This is a genomic window from Rhodococcus sp. MS16, from assembly GCF_013277795.1.
GTDB lineage: Bacteria > Actinomycetota > Actinomycetes > Mycobacteriales > Mycobacteriaceae > Rhodococcus_F > Rhodococcus_F globerula.
Map to the genome: position 1 here is coordinate 812958 of NZ_VBTM01000005.1, position 16745 is coordinate 829702.

Sequence of the window (16745 nt, forward strand, 5' to 3'; positions counted from 1 at the left end):
CGGGCGGATCTGTCGACGCATGCGCGCGGGGTGGAGAACATGAACGAGGCCTTGCACCCACGACAAAATTGATGTCCGGTATCGCTGTGCTGCGGGGGTGTTGGCACCGGCGATCACTTCCGCCCATGGATCTCGAACATCACCCTTTTCCAGCGGCGCGAACCGCCGCGACCAACCCCGTAACAATGAGTGCCAGCAAGAGGACGACGAGCAGCACTGGCCCGAGGAGGAGCGCAAGGACAAGCAGGACGATGAGAGTGACTTTCGTTTTTGCGCTCAGTCCGCGCCGCAACGGATGTGTATCTCTCCGTTGCACATGTCGCGTTTGTCGCGAGACCGCACCGCTGAACGAGGAGGTGCGTCTCGTGTTGCACTGGTAGCGATTCGGCTGCTCGTATTCTGCTGTCCACTCATGCTTTTCGCCCACTCACAGGTATTCGCACCATTCGCCTCACCTTCGCACCACTGATGTACGCCGGTAGCAAACTTCGAAAGAGGGGTGGGTCAATGTTTGAAGGCGTCCCTGAACTTTCGTCCCGCCTGTTTGAGCTTGTCGCCGGTCTGTTTTGCCTGGCCTTTGGCCTGTTCAGACCTCCCCTCGGCCTCCATCTTTTCGTTTCCCAAGCTCTTGCCGACGGTCTTCTTGATGACCCCCTCGGCGGTTTCTGCCTTGTGCCTGATTCTCTTCACGATGCTCATGGCGGTTCCTTCTTCTCGATGATCGTCGGTCGAACGGGTTTCGCCAGGCGCCTCCGCCGGAACGTACATGAAGACGATGATCATGTTGGCCTCCCGGCCATAGAGCAATGCCCAGTCAACGCGGCATTCCGTTGCGCGTCAACACCGTAGATCGAAGCAATGAACCGAGAACGGTGGGCCATAGGTGAGAAGCTCGCGACACGAGCGAATGACGACGGCCCGACCACTCGAAGGTGCGCGCTTACATACGCGATTGGGGTGACTTCGCGGCGAGATCGTGTCCAATCCAGTTGGCTGACAAAAGAACCTGCGGCGACAGTGCGTCCAGGTCCGGAAAAGCGGAGACTGGAGACAGGAGGTCATCATGCGTGTGCTCCGTGGTTTGTTCGACGCGCTGCTAGGGATCGTCATGGCTGTGCTCGGCACAGTGCTCGGAATCCTTGCGACCGTGGTGTGGCTTGTCGGTGCCGTACTGTGCGTGACGGTGATTCTGATTCCTCTGGGGATCCCCGTCATCAGGCTCGGTCGCCGACTCTTCACTCTTGCGAGGCAGCTGATGCACCTTCCATAGGCTTGCCCACACGATTTTCACAAATTGTGTTCATCCTGTGCGATCCCGCGATCATCACCGAATCATCTCGGAAACAGGCAACCACCGCATGAAGTTGTCGGGTTCAGAGGGGCGTGGAAAATTGAGAAAGGGTCTGGATTCATGCCTACTCCCACGTCCGTCGATGTCGACGGCACATAACCAGCGACCGCGAGACCAAATTACCCACCAATCAAACGGTGCACCAATAATATCCGACTTCCGGGGTGCAACGTACGGTCGTTCATCGCTATGGACAGCTTATGCCCGACTGAACAGCTCGATGCCCGACGCCAAGGCCGGCGAGAAGGTCAGATGGGCACTCGCGACGCCTGCCTGAACATCACATCCGGCCACCACATCGGTAGACGTGCTTGCCCGATCAACAGCAACGGCCCCTTGGCATTTCGACGTGTCGCTTGCCTCAACGCCCAGAGAGATCACTTCCGACACCTGGACGACCTACACCCGTACTCCCTTCGATCCTGCGCTCCCGACTCGGGTGACGACCATTACCCGAGCCGGCAACGTCAGTGATACGGACATTCCGAGCCTGTGGTGGGTGTGCGAAATAGACCCGAACCCGTGTTCGTCGTTCAACCAATCGACGACACCGCACTTCGTGACTTTCGCCCTGGAACAACCGTCTCGGTAGTCACTGCGGTTTCGGTTCGCGTCGCGCAGGACCGCGCCCCATTCCCAGTGCAGCTGTGGCGAGACCTAGAACGCAGACAAGCGCTCCCACAACCACATTGGACCAGATCATGGAAGTGCTGGTATCGACACCCGCAACGATCCAAGGCGAGACGATCAGCCAAATCCCGAGTAACGGTGCAACGAATGTCATGCCGTGGGTGCGGCCGTAAGCGGATCCGAAAGCCACCGCAAGCAACCCGATCGCAGCACCACAGATCAAGTTAGTGACACTGAGGTTGGTTTGAGCGGTGAAACCGATGATCCACGCGGACGCCGCTGCGTACAGTCCGGACAACAACATCAGCCCTTCGACAACTTGGGCGGTTGGTTGTTCGGCGGCCTGATCGTAGCGCTCGCGCAGTGCAATGATGTCAGGGTGAGTGTGCATCGGTGCGTGGGTAGATGATGACATGTGATTCATCTCCTCGACCGGAGCGGAGGGCAAAGGTTGCCCTTCCGATCCGTATGTATGTATGGCAGGGGTACAGACGCTTTCCGATTCGGTCGTCACCGGATTGCCTGGCGAATTCGAGCATTGTCGGTGCCGCCGAGATCGGTGAGTGCACTGGACCACCACATACGTACCCAATCGGGCGTCTGCCAAGCAACAATCGAATCAAATCATCGAGAAGATGACGGTGCTCGGAGCCTTGCATGCCGAACGGGAGACCAGGGCACGTTCCGGCGTCGGAAACGTGCGCTGATCTCCCGTTCGGTGGTGCTATTGCTTGGCTGAACTACCGCTTCGCTGCGTGATGCGCTGCGATGTAGCCGTAAACCAGTCCCTGGCCGATCGTCGCGCCCGCGCCCGGGTAGGAGTGGCCGAACGCATTCGCAGCGGTGTTGCCGATCGCGTACAGCCCGTCGATGGAGCTGCCGTCCTCGCGGAGGACTCGAGCGTGGTCGTCGGCGCGCACGCCGCCGCACGTGCCGAGGTCACTCAATGTCATCTTCACCGCGTAGAGAGCGTTCTTGTCGAGCGGCCTCAGGTTCGGGTTCGGGGACACTGTCGGGTCGCCGTAGTACCGGTCGTATGCGCTTCCGCCGCGGCCGAATTCGCCGTCACTACCGGCTGCTGCGGCATCGTTGAACTTCTGGAACGCCTCAGCGAACGCATCTTCGGGCAGACCGGCCTTACGGGCGAGTTCGGTCGGGCTGCTCGCCTGATGCGCGATACCCTCCTCGAAGAACGACGGCGGAAGGGGCTGGCGCGGGAAGATGCCGCCGGCGAACACGTAGCTGTTGCGGTACTCCTGGTCGAAGACGATCCACATGGATTCTGCGGGGTCGCCCGCCTTCTCCCGGTCGAGCACACACTGACCGAACGTCATGTAGTCGGTGGCCTCGTTGACGAAGCGTCGACCGGTGTGGTCGACGATGAACGAGCCAGGCAGCGCACGCTCGGCGAGCATCACCATCGGTGGGCGTCCCTTGATGCTCGCGACCGCCGGGAACCACCACGACTGGTCCATCAAGCCGATGTCTGCGCCCAGTTCCTGCGCGACCTCGATAGCCTCGCCGGTGTTGCCCTCGGCGCCGAGGCTCTCGTGCTCACCGAGGCTCTCCGACTGGTACTTGTGGCGCCACTCCATGTTGTGATCGAAGCCGCCGGCGGCCAGCACGACACCGCGCCGGGCCGTCACAGTCACCTCACGTCCGTCTTGCACGACTACTGCACCGGTTACGCGGTCACCTTCGGTGATCAGCCGAACCAACGACGTTTCCGTCCACACCGGAATGCCTGCCTGAACCACACCGGCAAACAGGCCGGCGGCCAGCGCCTGACCGCCCGCAATGTATTCACGCTTGAGGACGTACTTACCGAAAACGCCCTGCGACAAGCGGCGGATAATGCGCGGGAAAGCCTTGGTGGGCTTCTTCGCCATCAGGTTCATCCACTTGTAGTCCGCACCGGTCACCGGCATCGGCAGCCCGGCTTCCATCAAACCGGGGCGCAGGCGGCCGCGTTCCTCTCCCAGCACCGAAGCGTCGAACGGCTGGCACTCGCAGGTGCGGCCTGCAGCGCTACCGCCCGGCAGTTCGGGGTGGTAGTCGGAGTATTCCTTGGCCCAGAAGAACTTCATGGGCGTCGTGCGGGAGAGCATGTCGATCGTGGCGCCACCATGGTCGACAAATGCCTCGCCACGTTCGGCTGGTGCCGTATCACCGACCACCGCACGCACATACGTCTTCGCGCGCTCAACGGTGTCGCCCGCATTGGCAGCTGCAAGTACCGGGTTGGCAGGCATCCAGAACGCCCCACCGGACCGCGCCGTCGAACCGCCCACGTACTGCGTCTTCTCCACGATCAGCGTGGACAAGCCGAGCTCGTTTGCGGTGAGGGCGGCAGCCATGCCGGTACCGGACCCGATTACCAGCAGGTCGACTGTGATGTCGTCGGCCCGTGTCGCGGGGGGTGCCTGATTCTTAGCCATTGAACAAATCCCTTCACGTGGTTTATCGAGGTAGAACGCTAGGGCAGGCGCAGCGCAAGATGGTCCGGATGCCCAGTCAGCGGGATTTTTTGCGCGGATTGTTAGTGCGTTGCGGCCGTCACAGCCGAATCATGACCTGCATGTCAGCGCTTTTCGTACCTGATCCCGAGAGCAAGAATGATCGTGACGACACACATAGCCACGAGCATCGCGCAGACAGCACCGAGCGCAGCAACTGTCGGTGTCGACGTTCCGGGAACCACGAGAGATGCGAGCAGAACTGTCGTAATCGACGTTCCGACGGCCATCGCTGCAGTTCGCACAACCGACTGACTACCGACGGTCTCGCTGGTGCTGTGTTCGGGAACGAATTCCACGAGGAGATTCGACAACGCCGTGTACGCAAAGGCCGTTGCGATCGAGACGACCACGATCAGCATTGTCATTCCGACTACTGAACCGTGGAACACGAGAAAACCGGAACATGCCCCGAGGAACAACGCGGTTCCGATCAGCAACGCGGTGCGGGCGCCGACCGACGCTGCCAATTTTCCGGCGAGCGGTGTGAACAACATGCCGACCATCGCGCCGATGAACGACAGGAGACCGGCGGTGGTAGGTGAAAGCCCGAGCCCGAACGGTGAGGTTTTCGGAGATTGCATGATGATCGGAATGAGCATGGTGACCACACCGATGGGACCGAGCCCGAGAGCGATCGTGCTGAGCATGGTCAAAGCGATGTTGCGTTCAGCAAGCAAGCGCAAGTTGACAATTGGGGACGCGCAGTTCAACTCCCACCTCACCCACCAGGCAAAGATGACGGCGCCGACGAGCAAGAGGCTGAGTACCCGAAGATCGTCCCAGCCCCACGACTTTCCTTGCGTGAGCCCCAACAAGATTGACGCCACTGCGACGGCTAGCGCCACGGCTCCAGCGAAATCAACAGGCTGTCGATGGTAAGTCCGACGGCGCCACGGTAATACAACTTCAACCAGGATGATGCAGACGACGGCGTAGGCGGCAGTGACGACAAAGATGTACCGCCAATCGCCGAGGTCGATGATCACACCCGCAACGACCAGCGACGCCGCACCGGCGGCAATGGCAGATCCGGCGATCAGCGCAACAGCCATCGCAACCTTCTCCACGGGCAGATGCTCGCGGGCCAAACCGATGCACAGCGGCAGAATCGCCCCCGCGACGCCTTGGATGGCACGCCCGATAATGATGCCCTCGAGCGTTCCGACCGCCATGCTCACAATCGAGCCGACTGTGGCGAATGCCAGTACGACCATCAGCACGCGTTCGCGCCCGTACATATCTCCGAGCCTGCCGCATACTGCAGCAGAGGATGCCGCGACCAGCAGGAACGCGGTGACGGACCATCCCACAGCCGAAGCGTCGGCGTCGAAGATCTCGGCGAAAGTCGGCAGCGCCGCGTACATCATCGAAGTCTCGAATGCGCTGATCACCTCGACCGTGATCAGCACGGTCAGTATGAGCCAAACCGGTCGGGACCGTTCGTATCGACGTTCGGCGTAGCCTGCCAGCGGCCTAGTTGGTCTCACCGTTGTCCGCATTCATGCTCCTCTTGGGTCGATATCGCTCGAAAACGGTAACAATGTGACTCTTGATACAACTTTTCCATTCCGATCAGTGAGACTGCCTCGAAGGTGTATACGTCTCGTGCGCGAACGTACCCATTCTGCAGCGGAACAACCGCTCGGATGTGTCGAAGAGTTCGGTCGGCGGCATTACCCGATCCCTTCGCGCTAGCACCGACCAGCACCGATGCTCACGCGTCGTAGGAGTCGTAGAGTCGCGGGCAGAGATCAAGGAGGCGATGACGTTGAGCGCACAGTTCGATGACGAGACGACGACCAATCCCGACAACGAGTCACAGTCGCATAATCCCGCTGACGAACATTCATCCGGCGAGGTAATCACGCCCACCAAACGTGACCGTGAACTGTCCGAATTGGTGGACGGTCTCGAAGAACGTATCGCCGCCGAGCGCGAGGCGGCGGCGGTGCCGGGCAATGCCGCCGAACGGAAACGCACGACACGGACCGATCCCGACGACAAGGCACCGGACTGACTCCGCCGCAACACATTCGCCCTGCGGGGAAATTGGGCAACGTTAACCCGGGAGGTGAGGTTTCACCGCCTGCCGTCGAGTGTGAACAAACGGAACACGGTCCGCATGCACAGAACGACTCCTACGAAGCCCAGTACCGCACTCACGAGTGCGTAGCCCGACAGCTGAGGTGTGAGTTGTGGTCCGCCAGGTACGAACAGCAGGATCGCCGCGACAATCAGCGCGGTAACTCCAGCCGCCATTCCCAGGGCGTTGTTCGCCGACCGTCGGAGCCATCGCCTGTCGTCGGGATGTGCGACAGAACGGGTGCGGAGAGTGAAACTTCCCGACGCGAGGGAGGTTGCGATCTGGTCGAGCTGACCAGGAAGACGCCTGGCTACCGCGGTTGTGACCGCCGTCGTCGACAGGATCGCCTGCGCGGCCGCAGTCGGACTGGCGACCTGGGTCAACAGTCGGGGAACTTCGGCGCGAACAGCAGCGACGAGGTCGATGTGCGGATCCAGGAGCCGGAGGGCGCGCTCCAATGACGCGAGTGAACGGAATGCGGCGGCGACGTCTCCCGGCACTCCTATTCGATGATCTCGAAGCACGGTGAACATTCGCGCGAACGATGCCATGGAAACATTGGGTTGAACACTGAGCAGGGTGATCTCGCGGCCCACCTGGTGTCGCAGCGCTCCGCGTTCCACATCGACGGGTACGTCGAATGCCATCAACATCGCGTCGACGGTCGCCACCGGGTCTCCGGCCAGGGCAGCGTTCAGGAGTACGGCGAACAGTATCCGTGTCTCCCCGTCCAGCACGCCCACTGCGCCGAAGTCGAGGAGCCCGACCCGGCCGTCATCGAGGATCATGATGTTTCCGGGGTGCAGGTCCGCGTGGAACACCCCGTGGACAAAGATCCCGTCGAGCAGTGACGCAAGAAGTTCGTTGGCAATGCTGCTGCGGGTGTCGCGATCGAGGCCGGTGAGCGCGGCCTCACCGTCGGAAAGTGGTGTGCCGTGAAGACGTTCCATCACGAGCACCCTTCCGCTACTGAGGTCGAGGTAGACGTGCGGAACGACGATATCCGGGCGGTTCGACATGGTGGAAGCAATCGCGCTGGTATTCGCTGCCTCGGTACGGTAGTCGAGCTCTTCGAGCAGCGACGTGACGAGCCCGCCGGCGAGTCGGTGAACGCCGATATCGCGTGCCCAGGGAAAACGGGTCTCCGCGAGGGATGAAACGCGAAGGAAGATATCGCAATCCACGCTCACTTGTGCGCTCGCATCGGGGCGTTGAACCTTCACCACGACATCGACGCCTTCAGTGGTGCGCGCGGAATGTACCTGTGCGACAGAGGCAGCGGCGAATGGTTCCACTTCGAACCACGCGAACACCGCTTCGGGGACGTCGCCAAGTTCCGATGCCAGCAGCTCTGCAATGCGGTCAGGATCAGCCGGCCGAGCCGAACTTTGGAGCGTCGAGAGAGCGCGAGCGAGCTCGGGTGGCACGAGGTCGTCTCGTGTGCCGAGGATCTGTCCCAACTTGACGAAAGTGACTCCGCATCGGTTGACGATCTCCACCAGCGCGTCCCCGAACTGAGGTGCGGACGGTCCGGCGCGGAGAGCCGACCCACCTCCCGCTCGCATGAAGATACCCACGATCTGGGCGTACCGCTTTGTTCGGCGCCACGATTTTCGGCTGCGCCGCAGTGCTTCTGGCACACCGGGTACGGACCCCGAAGGAATGACAACTTCAAGGAAGACCAACGCGGCCAGGCACGCCGCGAAAACCCAGAGCGCGGCGACTCCGAAGAAGGTGAGCGCAATTCCCTCGCTCACCAGTAGTTGACCGTCCGGGCTCGCAATTCCGTCGAGCGTTGCGACGTAGCTCGCCAGCGAAACACCAACCGAGAGCGCTATCACCGAGACCACCAGTGTTCGCGGCCACCCGACTTTCGCCCCCAGCGTTCGTCGCATGGCGACCGCGAGTGCTGCGGCAAGAATCGGCGTCGCGATAATCCAGACGATCAAGTCCATGGCGGTAGCGTAGAGGTTCACCACCTGCGTTTCATCCGGGAAAACCCCGAGTCCACCAAGTTTGAATTAAGGTGCCGGCGGCGTCGATTCCACCCGCGCCAATACCGGCGGGCTCGGGTACCGAATCGATCGGCCTCACTGCGACACGGGCACTTTAAGCTGATCTCGTGACGACACACTCCGGCTCCGCAATCGTTGACGAAACGCTCGGCACTTTTGTCCGCGGGCATCACATCTTGTCCGACGGCGTGCGATTGGACGACGACTACTTCAGCCTGACCCGCAACATCGACGGGCGGGACGTTGGATTCATCGCCCACTCCGTCGACTCCGACGCCGTACGCGGCATGCTCCCCCGCTTGCACCACGTCTTCGATCAACTCCAACCCTTCCATCGGCAAGCCGTCGAAGCGGTCGTCTACGAGTTCAGCGAGGACCCTCCTTCCACGGAAGAACTCGACGACGCACTACGAGACCTGGCACTCGACGCAGTGGAGGTATTTCCCGACAACGAAGTCGTCCTTGATCTGGCAGATACGTGCGGTTCACACTTCATGGACGGATACTGGCCGGCGGTCCGATTCAACGGCGACGACAACGTCGTCAAGGTAACTGTCGAATCCTGAGGGCGACTCGGAACGTCGGAAAAAAGTTGGCGTTCACTCGAAATAGGACGCATAGTCGCTGAAAGAAACCTGGCCGGTAGGGCTCGACGTTATCGCGTCGGCAACCGCCGAAGGAATGGGAGCCCACTGGGCAGGCATCGCAGCCGCCAGGGAGGGCTTCAATATGTAGAGCAGCGCAAAGTTCACTATCCAGAGCGGCGGCGCCATCGACATACCGACCGCTGAACTCGCACCTCCCTTGGTGTTGGTCACCAGTTGCGCTGTGCCCGACATCTGTTGCGATGCAAAGCCATAGACCGCTTGCACTGTGTACGCCGACTGATAGAGCGCAACCAGGGTTTGTGTTGCGCCGTTGTTCCTCATCCATGTGCCCACAAATCCGCCTGGAGCGATCAAGGAGTTCACCTGCCTCGTCGGCGCGTCCGCGTTGGCCGGACTCTCCAGCAGCCCAATGGAATTCACGTACAGCCCGTAGCTGGCCAGAACCGACGACGTGACGTTGCCGTCGACGGTGGAATAGAGCGGACGCCCGTTCGTATTGGTGAGGATCCGGGCGCATTCGTCGATAATCTCGGCGGCCTCGCGACTGCCGCCGACCCCACCGCCCGTGACGAGGTCGCGATACTGCTGCTCCGACAACGCATCCTCGCTGTCGAGCCCGATCTGGGCGGCAATCTCGTCCGCCGCTTGCTGACCGAGTGGCTGGTTGAGCTGATCCGGGCTGGTCATCTGCGGCGGTGCCAGGTGCTCGTAGCCAGGGGCCCCGGAAAACGGGATCGCGAACCCGGTGTCGACGGTTCCTGCGGCCGGTTCGCTGCTGGCAGTCTGGGGAACTGCCAGAGAAACGAGGCAGGCTCCGACCAGTGCCAGCACCGAGACGCCCTTGCGGCGGGCTCGCACTCCGCATCGATGTCCCGAACTCGTTAAACCTATGCCATACATGCGGCGACCTCCCAGAACACTGTCGGGCGATTCAACACGAGCGCGCATCTCAGTCAAACGCCGTAACTGACGCTGTGTCAAGGACCACGTCGTCAAGGAGCACGTCGACTCACGCAAGATGCGCGATCGCATAACCCGGACTGCCCGCTGTGCCGCCGTTCTCGGTGGGCGGTAGGTGACGGCACGCACTCCGTTCCCGCCATTCGTCCCATTTCTGGGATAGTCAATACACATTCGGCACAATGGGAACGAGGAATTTCGAGCATTATCGGGAGTATCCCGTCGAAACACGAACACAGAACGCATCGACGACGGCCACCAGCCGATCACCGCTTCCTCGGGTTCGACACACGCGTGTTTCCGCACGCAGTCGCAATTCTGGCCGTGTGGCTGCTGTGGGTTGTGATCGTTCCGGCCATCGATTCCGCTGTGTCGTCGGAAGATCCGACAGTTGCCGGCGACCGCCTGGCTGTGACCGAGTCGGTGTCGTTCACTGTGCCCGCGGGCTGGAATATCAATAGCGGCTTCCTCATCGACCAACGCAGTGCGTCCGGTTCCGTGCCGAGGGTGGAATTGACCGGTGGCAGCGTGAGTTTCGTCGTCGACGCTGACGACTTCACCGGCACCGCCGACGAACTTCTCTCACAGGTCGACGCCGTAAGTCTTGCGACAAACGGAAGCTCTGTACTCGCCATCTCCAGCCCACCGCAGCCAGTCACCACCGATGGTGGCTTGACCGGCGTCCAGATTCGCTTCGATACGCCCCGCGCCGCGGGTTCGATGGCGACTTTTGTCGTCGGTGACAAGGGAATTCGGGTGCAAGTGGTCGGTCCGCCCGACCAGATTGCAAGTCACAGTCAAGAAATCGCCGATATGATCGCGTCATTCGGCACCACTGAGGGAGATACCAAGTGAGCGCCGACCTGCTCGAGACACGCTCCCAAGCACTAGAGGCGACGGCGTGGGGCGAGAAGTTCCGGTTTATCCAGCCGCGCAACGTCGTGTTCTGGATATACCTGTGGATGTGCGGCGTCGGCGTGGTCAAAGCCTGGCAGATGTTCGCGCCCTATTCGGGATACTTCGGGCAAGCACTCCTTGTCGCCGGCGTCGTCTCCGTCATCAGTGCTGCGGTGTGGACATGGTGGTTCCGGCACATCGACCGGTACGAACGCCAACCCGTGGGATTGGTACTCACCGGCTTCGTCTGGGGAGCCTCCGCGGCGACGTTCACCATCGCGATCTCCGGTAACTCCGCACTCGGTTCGCTCTACTCGAAGCTGTTCGGACAGGTTTGGGCGGAGGATTGGCATGCCGGACTCTCGGCGCCGTTCGTGGAGGAAACCGCGAAAGGCATCGGCATTGTTGTCCTCCTCGCTCTTGCGCCGCGACTGGTCCGCACCGCAACCGACGGACTGCTACTCGGCGCGTTCATCGGCCTGGGATTTCAAACCAGCGAGGACTTCTTGTACTCGGTTGTCGGTGCGACGCAAGGTTTCGGCGCGCACCAGACCGACGGGCTGATCGGTTCCATTGCGCTTCGCGCATACTCCGACATCGTTTCGCATCCTCTCTTCACCGCACTGTTCTGTGCCGGAGTCATTTATCTGATCGGCACCCCGGCACAACCTCGCAGAATCAGACGCGGGCTGGCGTTGATCGTGGCCCCGATTCTGATTCACGGCGTATGGGACTCGATGCTGGCACTCGCCGGCGGCAACTCATCCATCGTGTTGGTCGTCATGGTCGGCGACATCATCTTCGCCTTGACGGCATTGTGGATCGCATTTGTCTGGGCGCACCCACGCGAGTCCCATTTCGTCCGTGATGTTCTCGCTCCGGAAATCGAATCCGGAGTGTTGACCGACGACGAAGTTACTGCTGCCGGTGGGTGGCGACAACAGCGCGCTTACGTCAGAGCCGCACAGACCCGCCCCGAGCGACGCCAACGACGTCATATCGTTCGCGCTGCATTGGACCTGTGTGGGGACCTCGCTGTCACCAAGGGCCTCGACAGTCCCGAAGTTGTCGAAGCACGCAACGAGATCACTCGCCTCCGACACGGAATTGCCGCAGGCTCGCAGTCCTCGGTGGGGACTAGCTCCGCGTAAGAACGGCGGGTTGTGCCGCAACAATCTGGGCGCCTGATCGATCACATTGATCAGGCGCCCAGCTCTATCCGCAGGCAGGACCACTGATGGTTCTCAATGATGTTCCCTACCAAGTGGATAGCTCCGACGTACACCGAACGCGGCGGCTCGGTAATACCTTGTCCATTCACCGGGACGTAGAAAGACAAATACTCGTCGAGATAGGCCATCGACTCCGACCCCGTCCCGGTCTCCGACATCGACCACACAGTCGAGCGCTGCCTTGCTACTGTCCGGACCGCAACATCGAATTCGCTGACACGCGTGCATGTACTACCCGAGGTCGGCCGCAACACTAACCACACCAAGGAGACCCGATGACCGATATGACCGCGCTGGTCCACTCACTCCTCGAACGAGTGCAAATACTCGAAGACGAGATTGCGATCCAGAAACTCGTCACGGCATACGGTCCCGCCGTCGACGCCGGAGAGGCGGACAAGGTCGGTGCGATGTGGACTGAGGATGCGGTGTACGACATCGATATTCGTACCCTGAACGGTCGCGCCGAGATCGCCGAGATGGTCCGCACCACACCACACCAGGACTACATCAACACCGGTTGCGGCCATATTCTCGCCCCGCTCAACATCGTCGTCGACGGAGACGAGGCTACTGCGACGGGCCATTCCCAATTGCTACGGCGCAACGAAGGCGAGGATTCCTTCCGCGTGTGGCGTGTCGCGGCGAACCGGTTCGATCTCGTCAAGACGGAGGGCGAGTGGAAGATCAAGCAGCGCACGACCCGGCTACTCGACGGAAGTTCTCCCGCGCGCGACCTGCTTGCCCGAGCCGGCAACTGATCAAAATTCTCGGCTGTCAAAGATAGCGTCGCCACAATGACTGGCACCGCGCTGAGCGGGCGCGTGAAAAGCCTGTCGACGGGTAATGTCCATGCGATGGCTACAGATCCGGCAAGGTCATGGTGGGAGCGATGCAACGACGGCGTCCGCAGCCTGCACGAAACCGGCTGGGGCGAGAGCACTTCGGTGCTCTCGCGAGAGATCTGCGAACTACTCGACGATGTCGACGAGCAATTCGCCCTCACCGGCGCACACACTCCTGAGTGGCCGAACCCGTACAAGGATGGTCCCGATCGGGCCGAGGCAGACTACGAGCGTTCCACCAACCCGGAGAAGTACCTGATCGTGGTCGCGAGAGTGCAGGCGTGGACAACGGTTCTCCTCGACCGGGGCTGGGCGCGAGAAGCATCACCTGTGCGGTGGGCGCTTCGCCCTTTCGATTCCGGCGGAGCCGACACCGTTCTCGAACCTACCGCCGACGGCGCCGTCCCACTGATTTTGACGACGCACACTCCGGTGGACTCCAACCATCCGTTCAACATCTCGATCAGCGCAGGCGATCCGGCGGTGTGCTTGGCATCGATTCCCGACTGTGCCTGCGACGGGTGTGACAGCGGGTCCGCCACACTGCTCGAGGAAATCGACACATGGGTGCTGTCTGTCGTCGACGGCTCGCTCCACGTCGACGTTGCCGGTAATTACTCCTCAGTTCGCACATCCTTTGGTACCCGAGGCAGCACGGTCCAGAATCTCGACGAACCTACAGAATTCACAGCCGCACCGTGGCCCGCGAACTGGACGGCACGCCCGCTGGCGTCCCAGATCAGGACTGCGCACCCCGAACCCCCATTCCCGCGAACGGTGTTCGGAACTGCTGCCCGGGAGGGCTTCCGTCGACTCTTACGCAAGCCTGGCGTTGCGGGTGCATCGCAAACCTACTGGCGCACAGACGAATAGAAACGGAAGATGACCCACCTCGAGTTCGTGGCTCTGGCCCCGGCCCGAATCAGGGTTATTGCATGCGCCCGGATATCGAACACTTCGGCCAGTCCACAGAAGCATGGTCCAATCGCGAACTTCACGCGCGACTGGGAAGCCTGCGCGGCGCAGGTTTCATCGTCAGCCGAGAAAGCGAAACCAGCATCCCTAGTGGCTTGACCAATTCGCATGCAGCCCAGCATGAATCGCGGCTGACGAAGATCCGTCTCGCTCCACGCGACTCACGGCGGGCAGGCTGTTCAAGTAACGGGAGATTACAAGCCCTGTTCACGTCGGGGTGATGGTGGTGTAGTGGATAGGTGGGGGAACCCGACATGAGGAGCAGACAATGGCCAAGGCATTCAGGGGCGTGGTCAACCTCGATATACGAGACTCCGTCCCGGACTGGGGCCCGTACGAGCAACCTAAAGCACCGCCAGGCTCACCGAACGTGCTGTACATCGTCCTCGACGACGTCGGATTCGGCGCGCTCGGCTGTTACGGAGGCCCGATTGAGACGCCGAACATCGACAAGATCGCAGCACGCGGACTGCGCTACGGGCAGTGGCACACCACAGCCCTGTGCTCGCCGACTCGGTCCTGCCTACTGACGGGCCGTAATCACACAACCAACGGGATGGCCTGCATCAGTGAAGCGGCCATCGGATTTCCGAGCGCAAACGGGCACATTCCACCGCAGTGCGCCACCCTCGCCGAGGTCCTCGTCGAGCAGGGTTTCAGCACTGCAATGGTAGGCAAGTGGCACCTGTGCGCTGAGGATGAGATGAATCTCGCTTCCACCAAACATAATTGGCCGATCGGCCGCGGCTTCGACCGCTTCTACGGCTTCCTCGGCGCCGAGACCAACCAGTGGTATCCCGACCTGATCCACGACAACCACCCCGTCCAGCAACCGGCCACACCGGAGGAGGGCTACCACTTCAGCGTCGACATCACCGACAAAGCTATTCAGTACTTCGACGACGTCAAGGCAATCGCTCCCGAACGGCCGGTTTTCCTCTACTACGCCCCGGGGTGTGCGCACGCCCCGCACCAAGTACCGCGTGAGTGGGCCGACCGCTATCGGGGCCGGTTCGACGACGGCTACGAGGCGATGCGCGAGCAGATCCTGGCCAGGCAGAAGGAAATGGGCCTTGTCCCCGCCGACACCGAGCTACCGCCCCTCAATCCGATCGGCACTCCCGACTCGCGCACCGGTCCGGACGGACAGCCATTCCCACCACTGGATTTCACCCGCCCCTGGGATACCCTCTCCGCCGACGAGAAGCGACTGTTCGCCCGGATGGCAGAGGTATATGCGGGTTTCTTGTCCCACTGCGACAACCAGATCGGCCGACTACTGGACTACCTCGAACAGGTCGAGCAACTCGACAACACCATCATCATGCTGGTCTCCGACAACGGCGCCAGTGGCGAGGGAGGTCCGAACGGCTCGGTAAACGAGAACAAAATCGCCAATGGCGTGCCGGACGATCTTGCTGAAAACCTCTCCATGCTGGACGAACTCGGCAGTACCAAGACCTACAACCACTACCCGAACGGGTGGGCGATGGGCTTCAATGCCCCGTTCAAGATGTGGAAGCGATACTCGTTCAACGGCGGAACCTGCGACCCGTGCATCATCTCGTGGCCGGCCGGGATTGCCGCCCGAGGGGAAACCCGTGATCAGTACCACCACGCCATCGATCTGGTTCCGACCGTGTTGGACTGCCTCGGACTCGAACTGCCCGACGCAGTGAAGGGTTACACCCAGCATCCGTTGCAGGGCGTGAGCATGCGCTACAGCTTCGACGCTGCCACCATCCCGACAGCCAAACACACTCAGTTCTACTCGATGCTCGGCACCCGAGGCATCTGGCACGACGGCTGGAAGGCCGTCACCACCCACCCGGCGATCAGTGGCTGGGGCCGGTTCCCCGAGGACACTTGGGAGCTCTACCACACCCAGATCGACAGATCCGAGCTGCACGACCTCGCCGCCGAGGAGCCCGGGAGGCTCGCCGAACTGGTGGGCCTGTGGTTCCACGAAGCCGGCGCCAACCAGGCATTTCCGCTCGACGACCGCTCGGCTGTCGAGATCCTCACCACCCCTCGCCCGCAGCTTGCGGCTCCGCGTAACCGCTACATCTACCGGGCGGGTGGCGCCGAGGTCCCCGAGTCCGTTGCCGTCAACATTCGCAATCGCTCCTACTCGATCGGCGCGTTGGTCGATCTCCCGACCCCAGGGGCATCCGGGGTGCTCTTCTCGCACGGCAGCCGCTTCGGCGGCCACTCCCTCTATGTCAAGGACAACCGCCTGCACTACGTCTACAACTTCCTCGGCAGCGAACAGCAGCGGATCGTCGCCACCGAGGATCTGCCGACCGGCGAGAACCTGATCCTGGCCGCCACATTCGACAAGGACGGTGACGATCCGCCTGGCACGGCCCACGGCACCCTCGGCCTGTTCTACGGTGACCGGAAGGTCGGCGAGGGCCGAATCCGAACTCAGCCAGGCAAGTTCAGCATCGCAGGCGAAGGTCTCAGTGCCGGCCGCGCCATCGGGGAACCCGTCACCGACGACTACCCGGGCACCGCACCGTGGGCGTTCACCGGCGGCTCCCTGAACCGGATCGTCGTAGACGTCAGTGGAGAACCCTACGTCGACCTCGAACGCGAAGCCGCGGCCATGCTTTCCCGCGAATAGCAGG

Annotated in this window: 16 protein-coding genes; 8 read left to right on the forward strand and 8 right to left on the reverse strand. The window is 61.6% G+C overall.

Annotated features, from left to right (window positions below):
- Positions 1-504: 504 nt before the first annotated feature.
- Positions 505-699 (reverse strand): CsbD family protein, encoded by a 195-nt coding sequence (locus FEZ60_RS16550; protein ID WP_033231811.1) that lies wholly within the window; start codon positions 697-699, stop codon positions 505-507.
- Positions 700-1063: 364 nt separating this feature from the next.
- On the opposite strand from FEZ60_RS16550, the gene FEZ60_RS16555 reads away from it, so the two are divergent.
- Entirely contained in the window at positions 1064-1270 is a 207-nt protein-coding gene (locus FEZ60_RS16555; RefSeq protein ID WP_033231614.1) for a hypothetical protein, read from the forward strand.
- 279 nt (positions 1271-1549) lie between these two features.
- Here the strand turns inward: FEZ60_RS16555 and FEZ60_RS16560 are convergent, their stop codons facing one another.
- The 4 genes from FEZ60_RS16560 to FEZ60_RS16575 form a co-directional block, all read right to left on the reverse strand.
- Positions 1550-1741: a hypothetical protein gene (locus tag FEZ60_RS16560; RefSeq protein ID WP_116103504.1), complete on the reverse strand. Its 192-nt coding sequence runs from the start codon at positions 1739-1741 to the stop codon at positions 1550-1552.
- Between the two features lie 202 nt (positions 1742-1943).
- Complete coding sequence (locus tag FEZ60_RS16565) at positions 1944-2396, reverse strand: SPW repeat protein (RefSeq protein ID WP_172936529.1); 453 nt, start codon at positions 2394-2396, stop codon at positions 1944-1946.
- Between the two features lie 325 nt (positions 2397-2721).
- Entirely contained in the window at positions 2722-4419 is a 1698-nt protein-coding gene (locus tag FEZ60_RS16570; RefSeq protein ID WP_033231617.1) for a 3-ketosteroid-delta-1-dehydrogenase, read from the reverse strand.
- A gap of 143 nt (positions 4420-4562) precedes the next feature.
- The gene (locus FEZ60_RS16575; RefSeq protein ID WP_106939699.1) at positions 4563-5999 is read right to left on the reverse strand and encodes an MFS transporter; all 1437 of its coding nucleotides are present in this window, start codon (positions 5997-5999) and stop codon (positions 4563-4565) included.
- Between the two features lie 263 nt (positions 6000-6262).
- Between FEZ60_RS16575 and FEZ60_RS16580 the strand changes: the two genes are divergently transcribed.
- Positions 6263-6517 carry a hypothetical protein gene (locus tag FEZ60_RS16580; protein ID WP_106939700.1) on the forward strand — a complete coding sequence of 85 codons (255 nt, stop codon included), beginning with the start codon at positions 6263-6265 and terminating at the stop codon, positions 6515-6517.
- Positions 6518-6579: 62 nt separating this feature from the next.
- On the opposite strand, the gene FEZ60_RS16585 is transcribed toward FEZ60_RS16580, so the two are convergent.
- Positions 6580-8538 carry an AarF/UbiB family protein gene (locus FEZ60_RS16585; RefSeq protein WP_242484619.1) on the reverse strand — a complete coding sequence of 653 codons (1959 nt, stop codon included), beginning with the start codon at positions 8536-8538 and terminating at the stop codon, positions 6580-6582.
- A 167-nt stretch (positions 8539-8705) separates the two neighbouring features.
- Between FEZ60_RS16585 and FEZ60_RS16590 the strand changes: the two genes are divergently transcribed.
- Positions 8706-9164 carry a hypothetical protein gene (locus FEZ60_RS16590; protein WP_172936530.1) on the forward strand — a complete coding sequence of 153 codons (459 nt, stop codon included), beginning with the start codon at positions 8706-8708 and terminating at the stop codon, positions 9162-9164.
- Between the two features lie 33 nt (positions 9165-9197).
- On the opposite strand, the gene FEZ60_RS16595 is transcribed toward FEZ60_RS16590, so the two are convergent.
- On the reverse strand, positions 9198-10106 hold the full coding sequence (locus FEZ60_RS16595; protein ID WP_172936531.1) for a hypothetical protein: 909 nt from the start codon (positions 10104-10106) through the stop codon (positions 9198-9200).
- A 354-nt stretch (positions 10107-10460) separates the two neighbouring features.
- Here FEZ60_RS16595 and FEZ60_RS16600 point away from each other — a divergent pair, with 354 nt between their 5' ends.
- A complete protein-coding gene (locus FEZ60_RS16600) occupies positions 10461-11021 on the forward strand; it encodes a hypothetical protein (RefSeq protein ID WP_239654614.1) in 561 nt (186 codons plus the stop codon).
- On the forward strand, positions 11018-12214 hold the full coding sequence (locus tag FEZ60_RS16605; RefSeq protein ID WP_172936532.1) for a PrsW family glutamic-type intramembrane protease: 1197 nt from the start codon (positions 11018-11020) through the stop codon (positions 12212-12214). The genes FEZ60_RS16600 and FEZ60_RS16605 overlap by 4 nt, the downstream gene beginning before the upstream one ends.
- Positions 12215-12264: 50 nt before the next feature.
- On the opposite strand, the gene FEZ60_RS16610 is transcribed toward FEZ60_RS16605, so the two are convergent.
- The gene (locus tag FEZ60_RS16610; protein ID WP_172936533.1) at positions 12265-12453 is read right to left on the reverse strand and encodes a hypothetical protein; all 189 of its coding nucleotides are present in this window, start codon (positions 12451-12453) and stop codon (positions 12265-12267) included.
- Between the two features lie 117 nt (positions 12454-12570).
- On the opposite strand from FEZ60_RS16610, the gene FEZ60_RS16615 reads away from it, so the two are divergent.
- From FEZ60_RS16615 to FEZ60_RS16625, 3 genes are all read left to right on the forward strand, one after another.
- On the forward strand, positions 12571-13056 hold the full coding sequence (locus FEZ60_RS16615) for a nuclear transport factor 2 family protein (RefSeq protein ID WP_172936534.1): 486 nt from the start codon (positions 12571-12573) through the stop codon (positions 13054-13056).
- A 36-nt stretch (positions 13057-13092) separates the two neighbouring features.
- The gene (locus FEZ60_RS16620; RefSeq protein WP_242484620.1) at positions 13093-14013 is read left to right on the forward strand and encodes a DUF6226 family protein; all 921 of its coding nucleotides are present in this window, start codon (positions 13093-13095) and stop codon (positions 14011-14013) included.
- Positions 14014-14383: 370 nt separating this feature from the next.
- Complete coding sequence (locus FEZ60_RS16625; protein ID WP_172936535.1) at positions 14384-16741, forward strand: arylsulfatase; 2358 nt, start codon at positions 14384-14386, stop codon at positions 16739-16741.
- Positions 16742-16745: the final 4 nt, after the last annotated feature.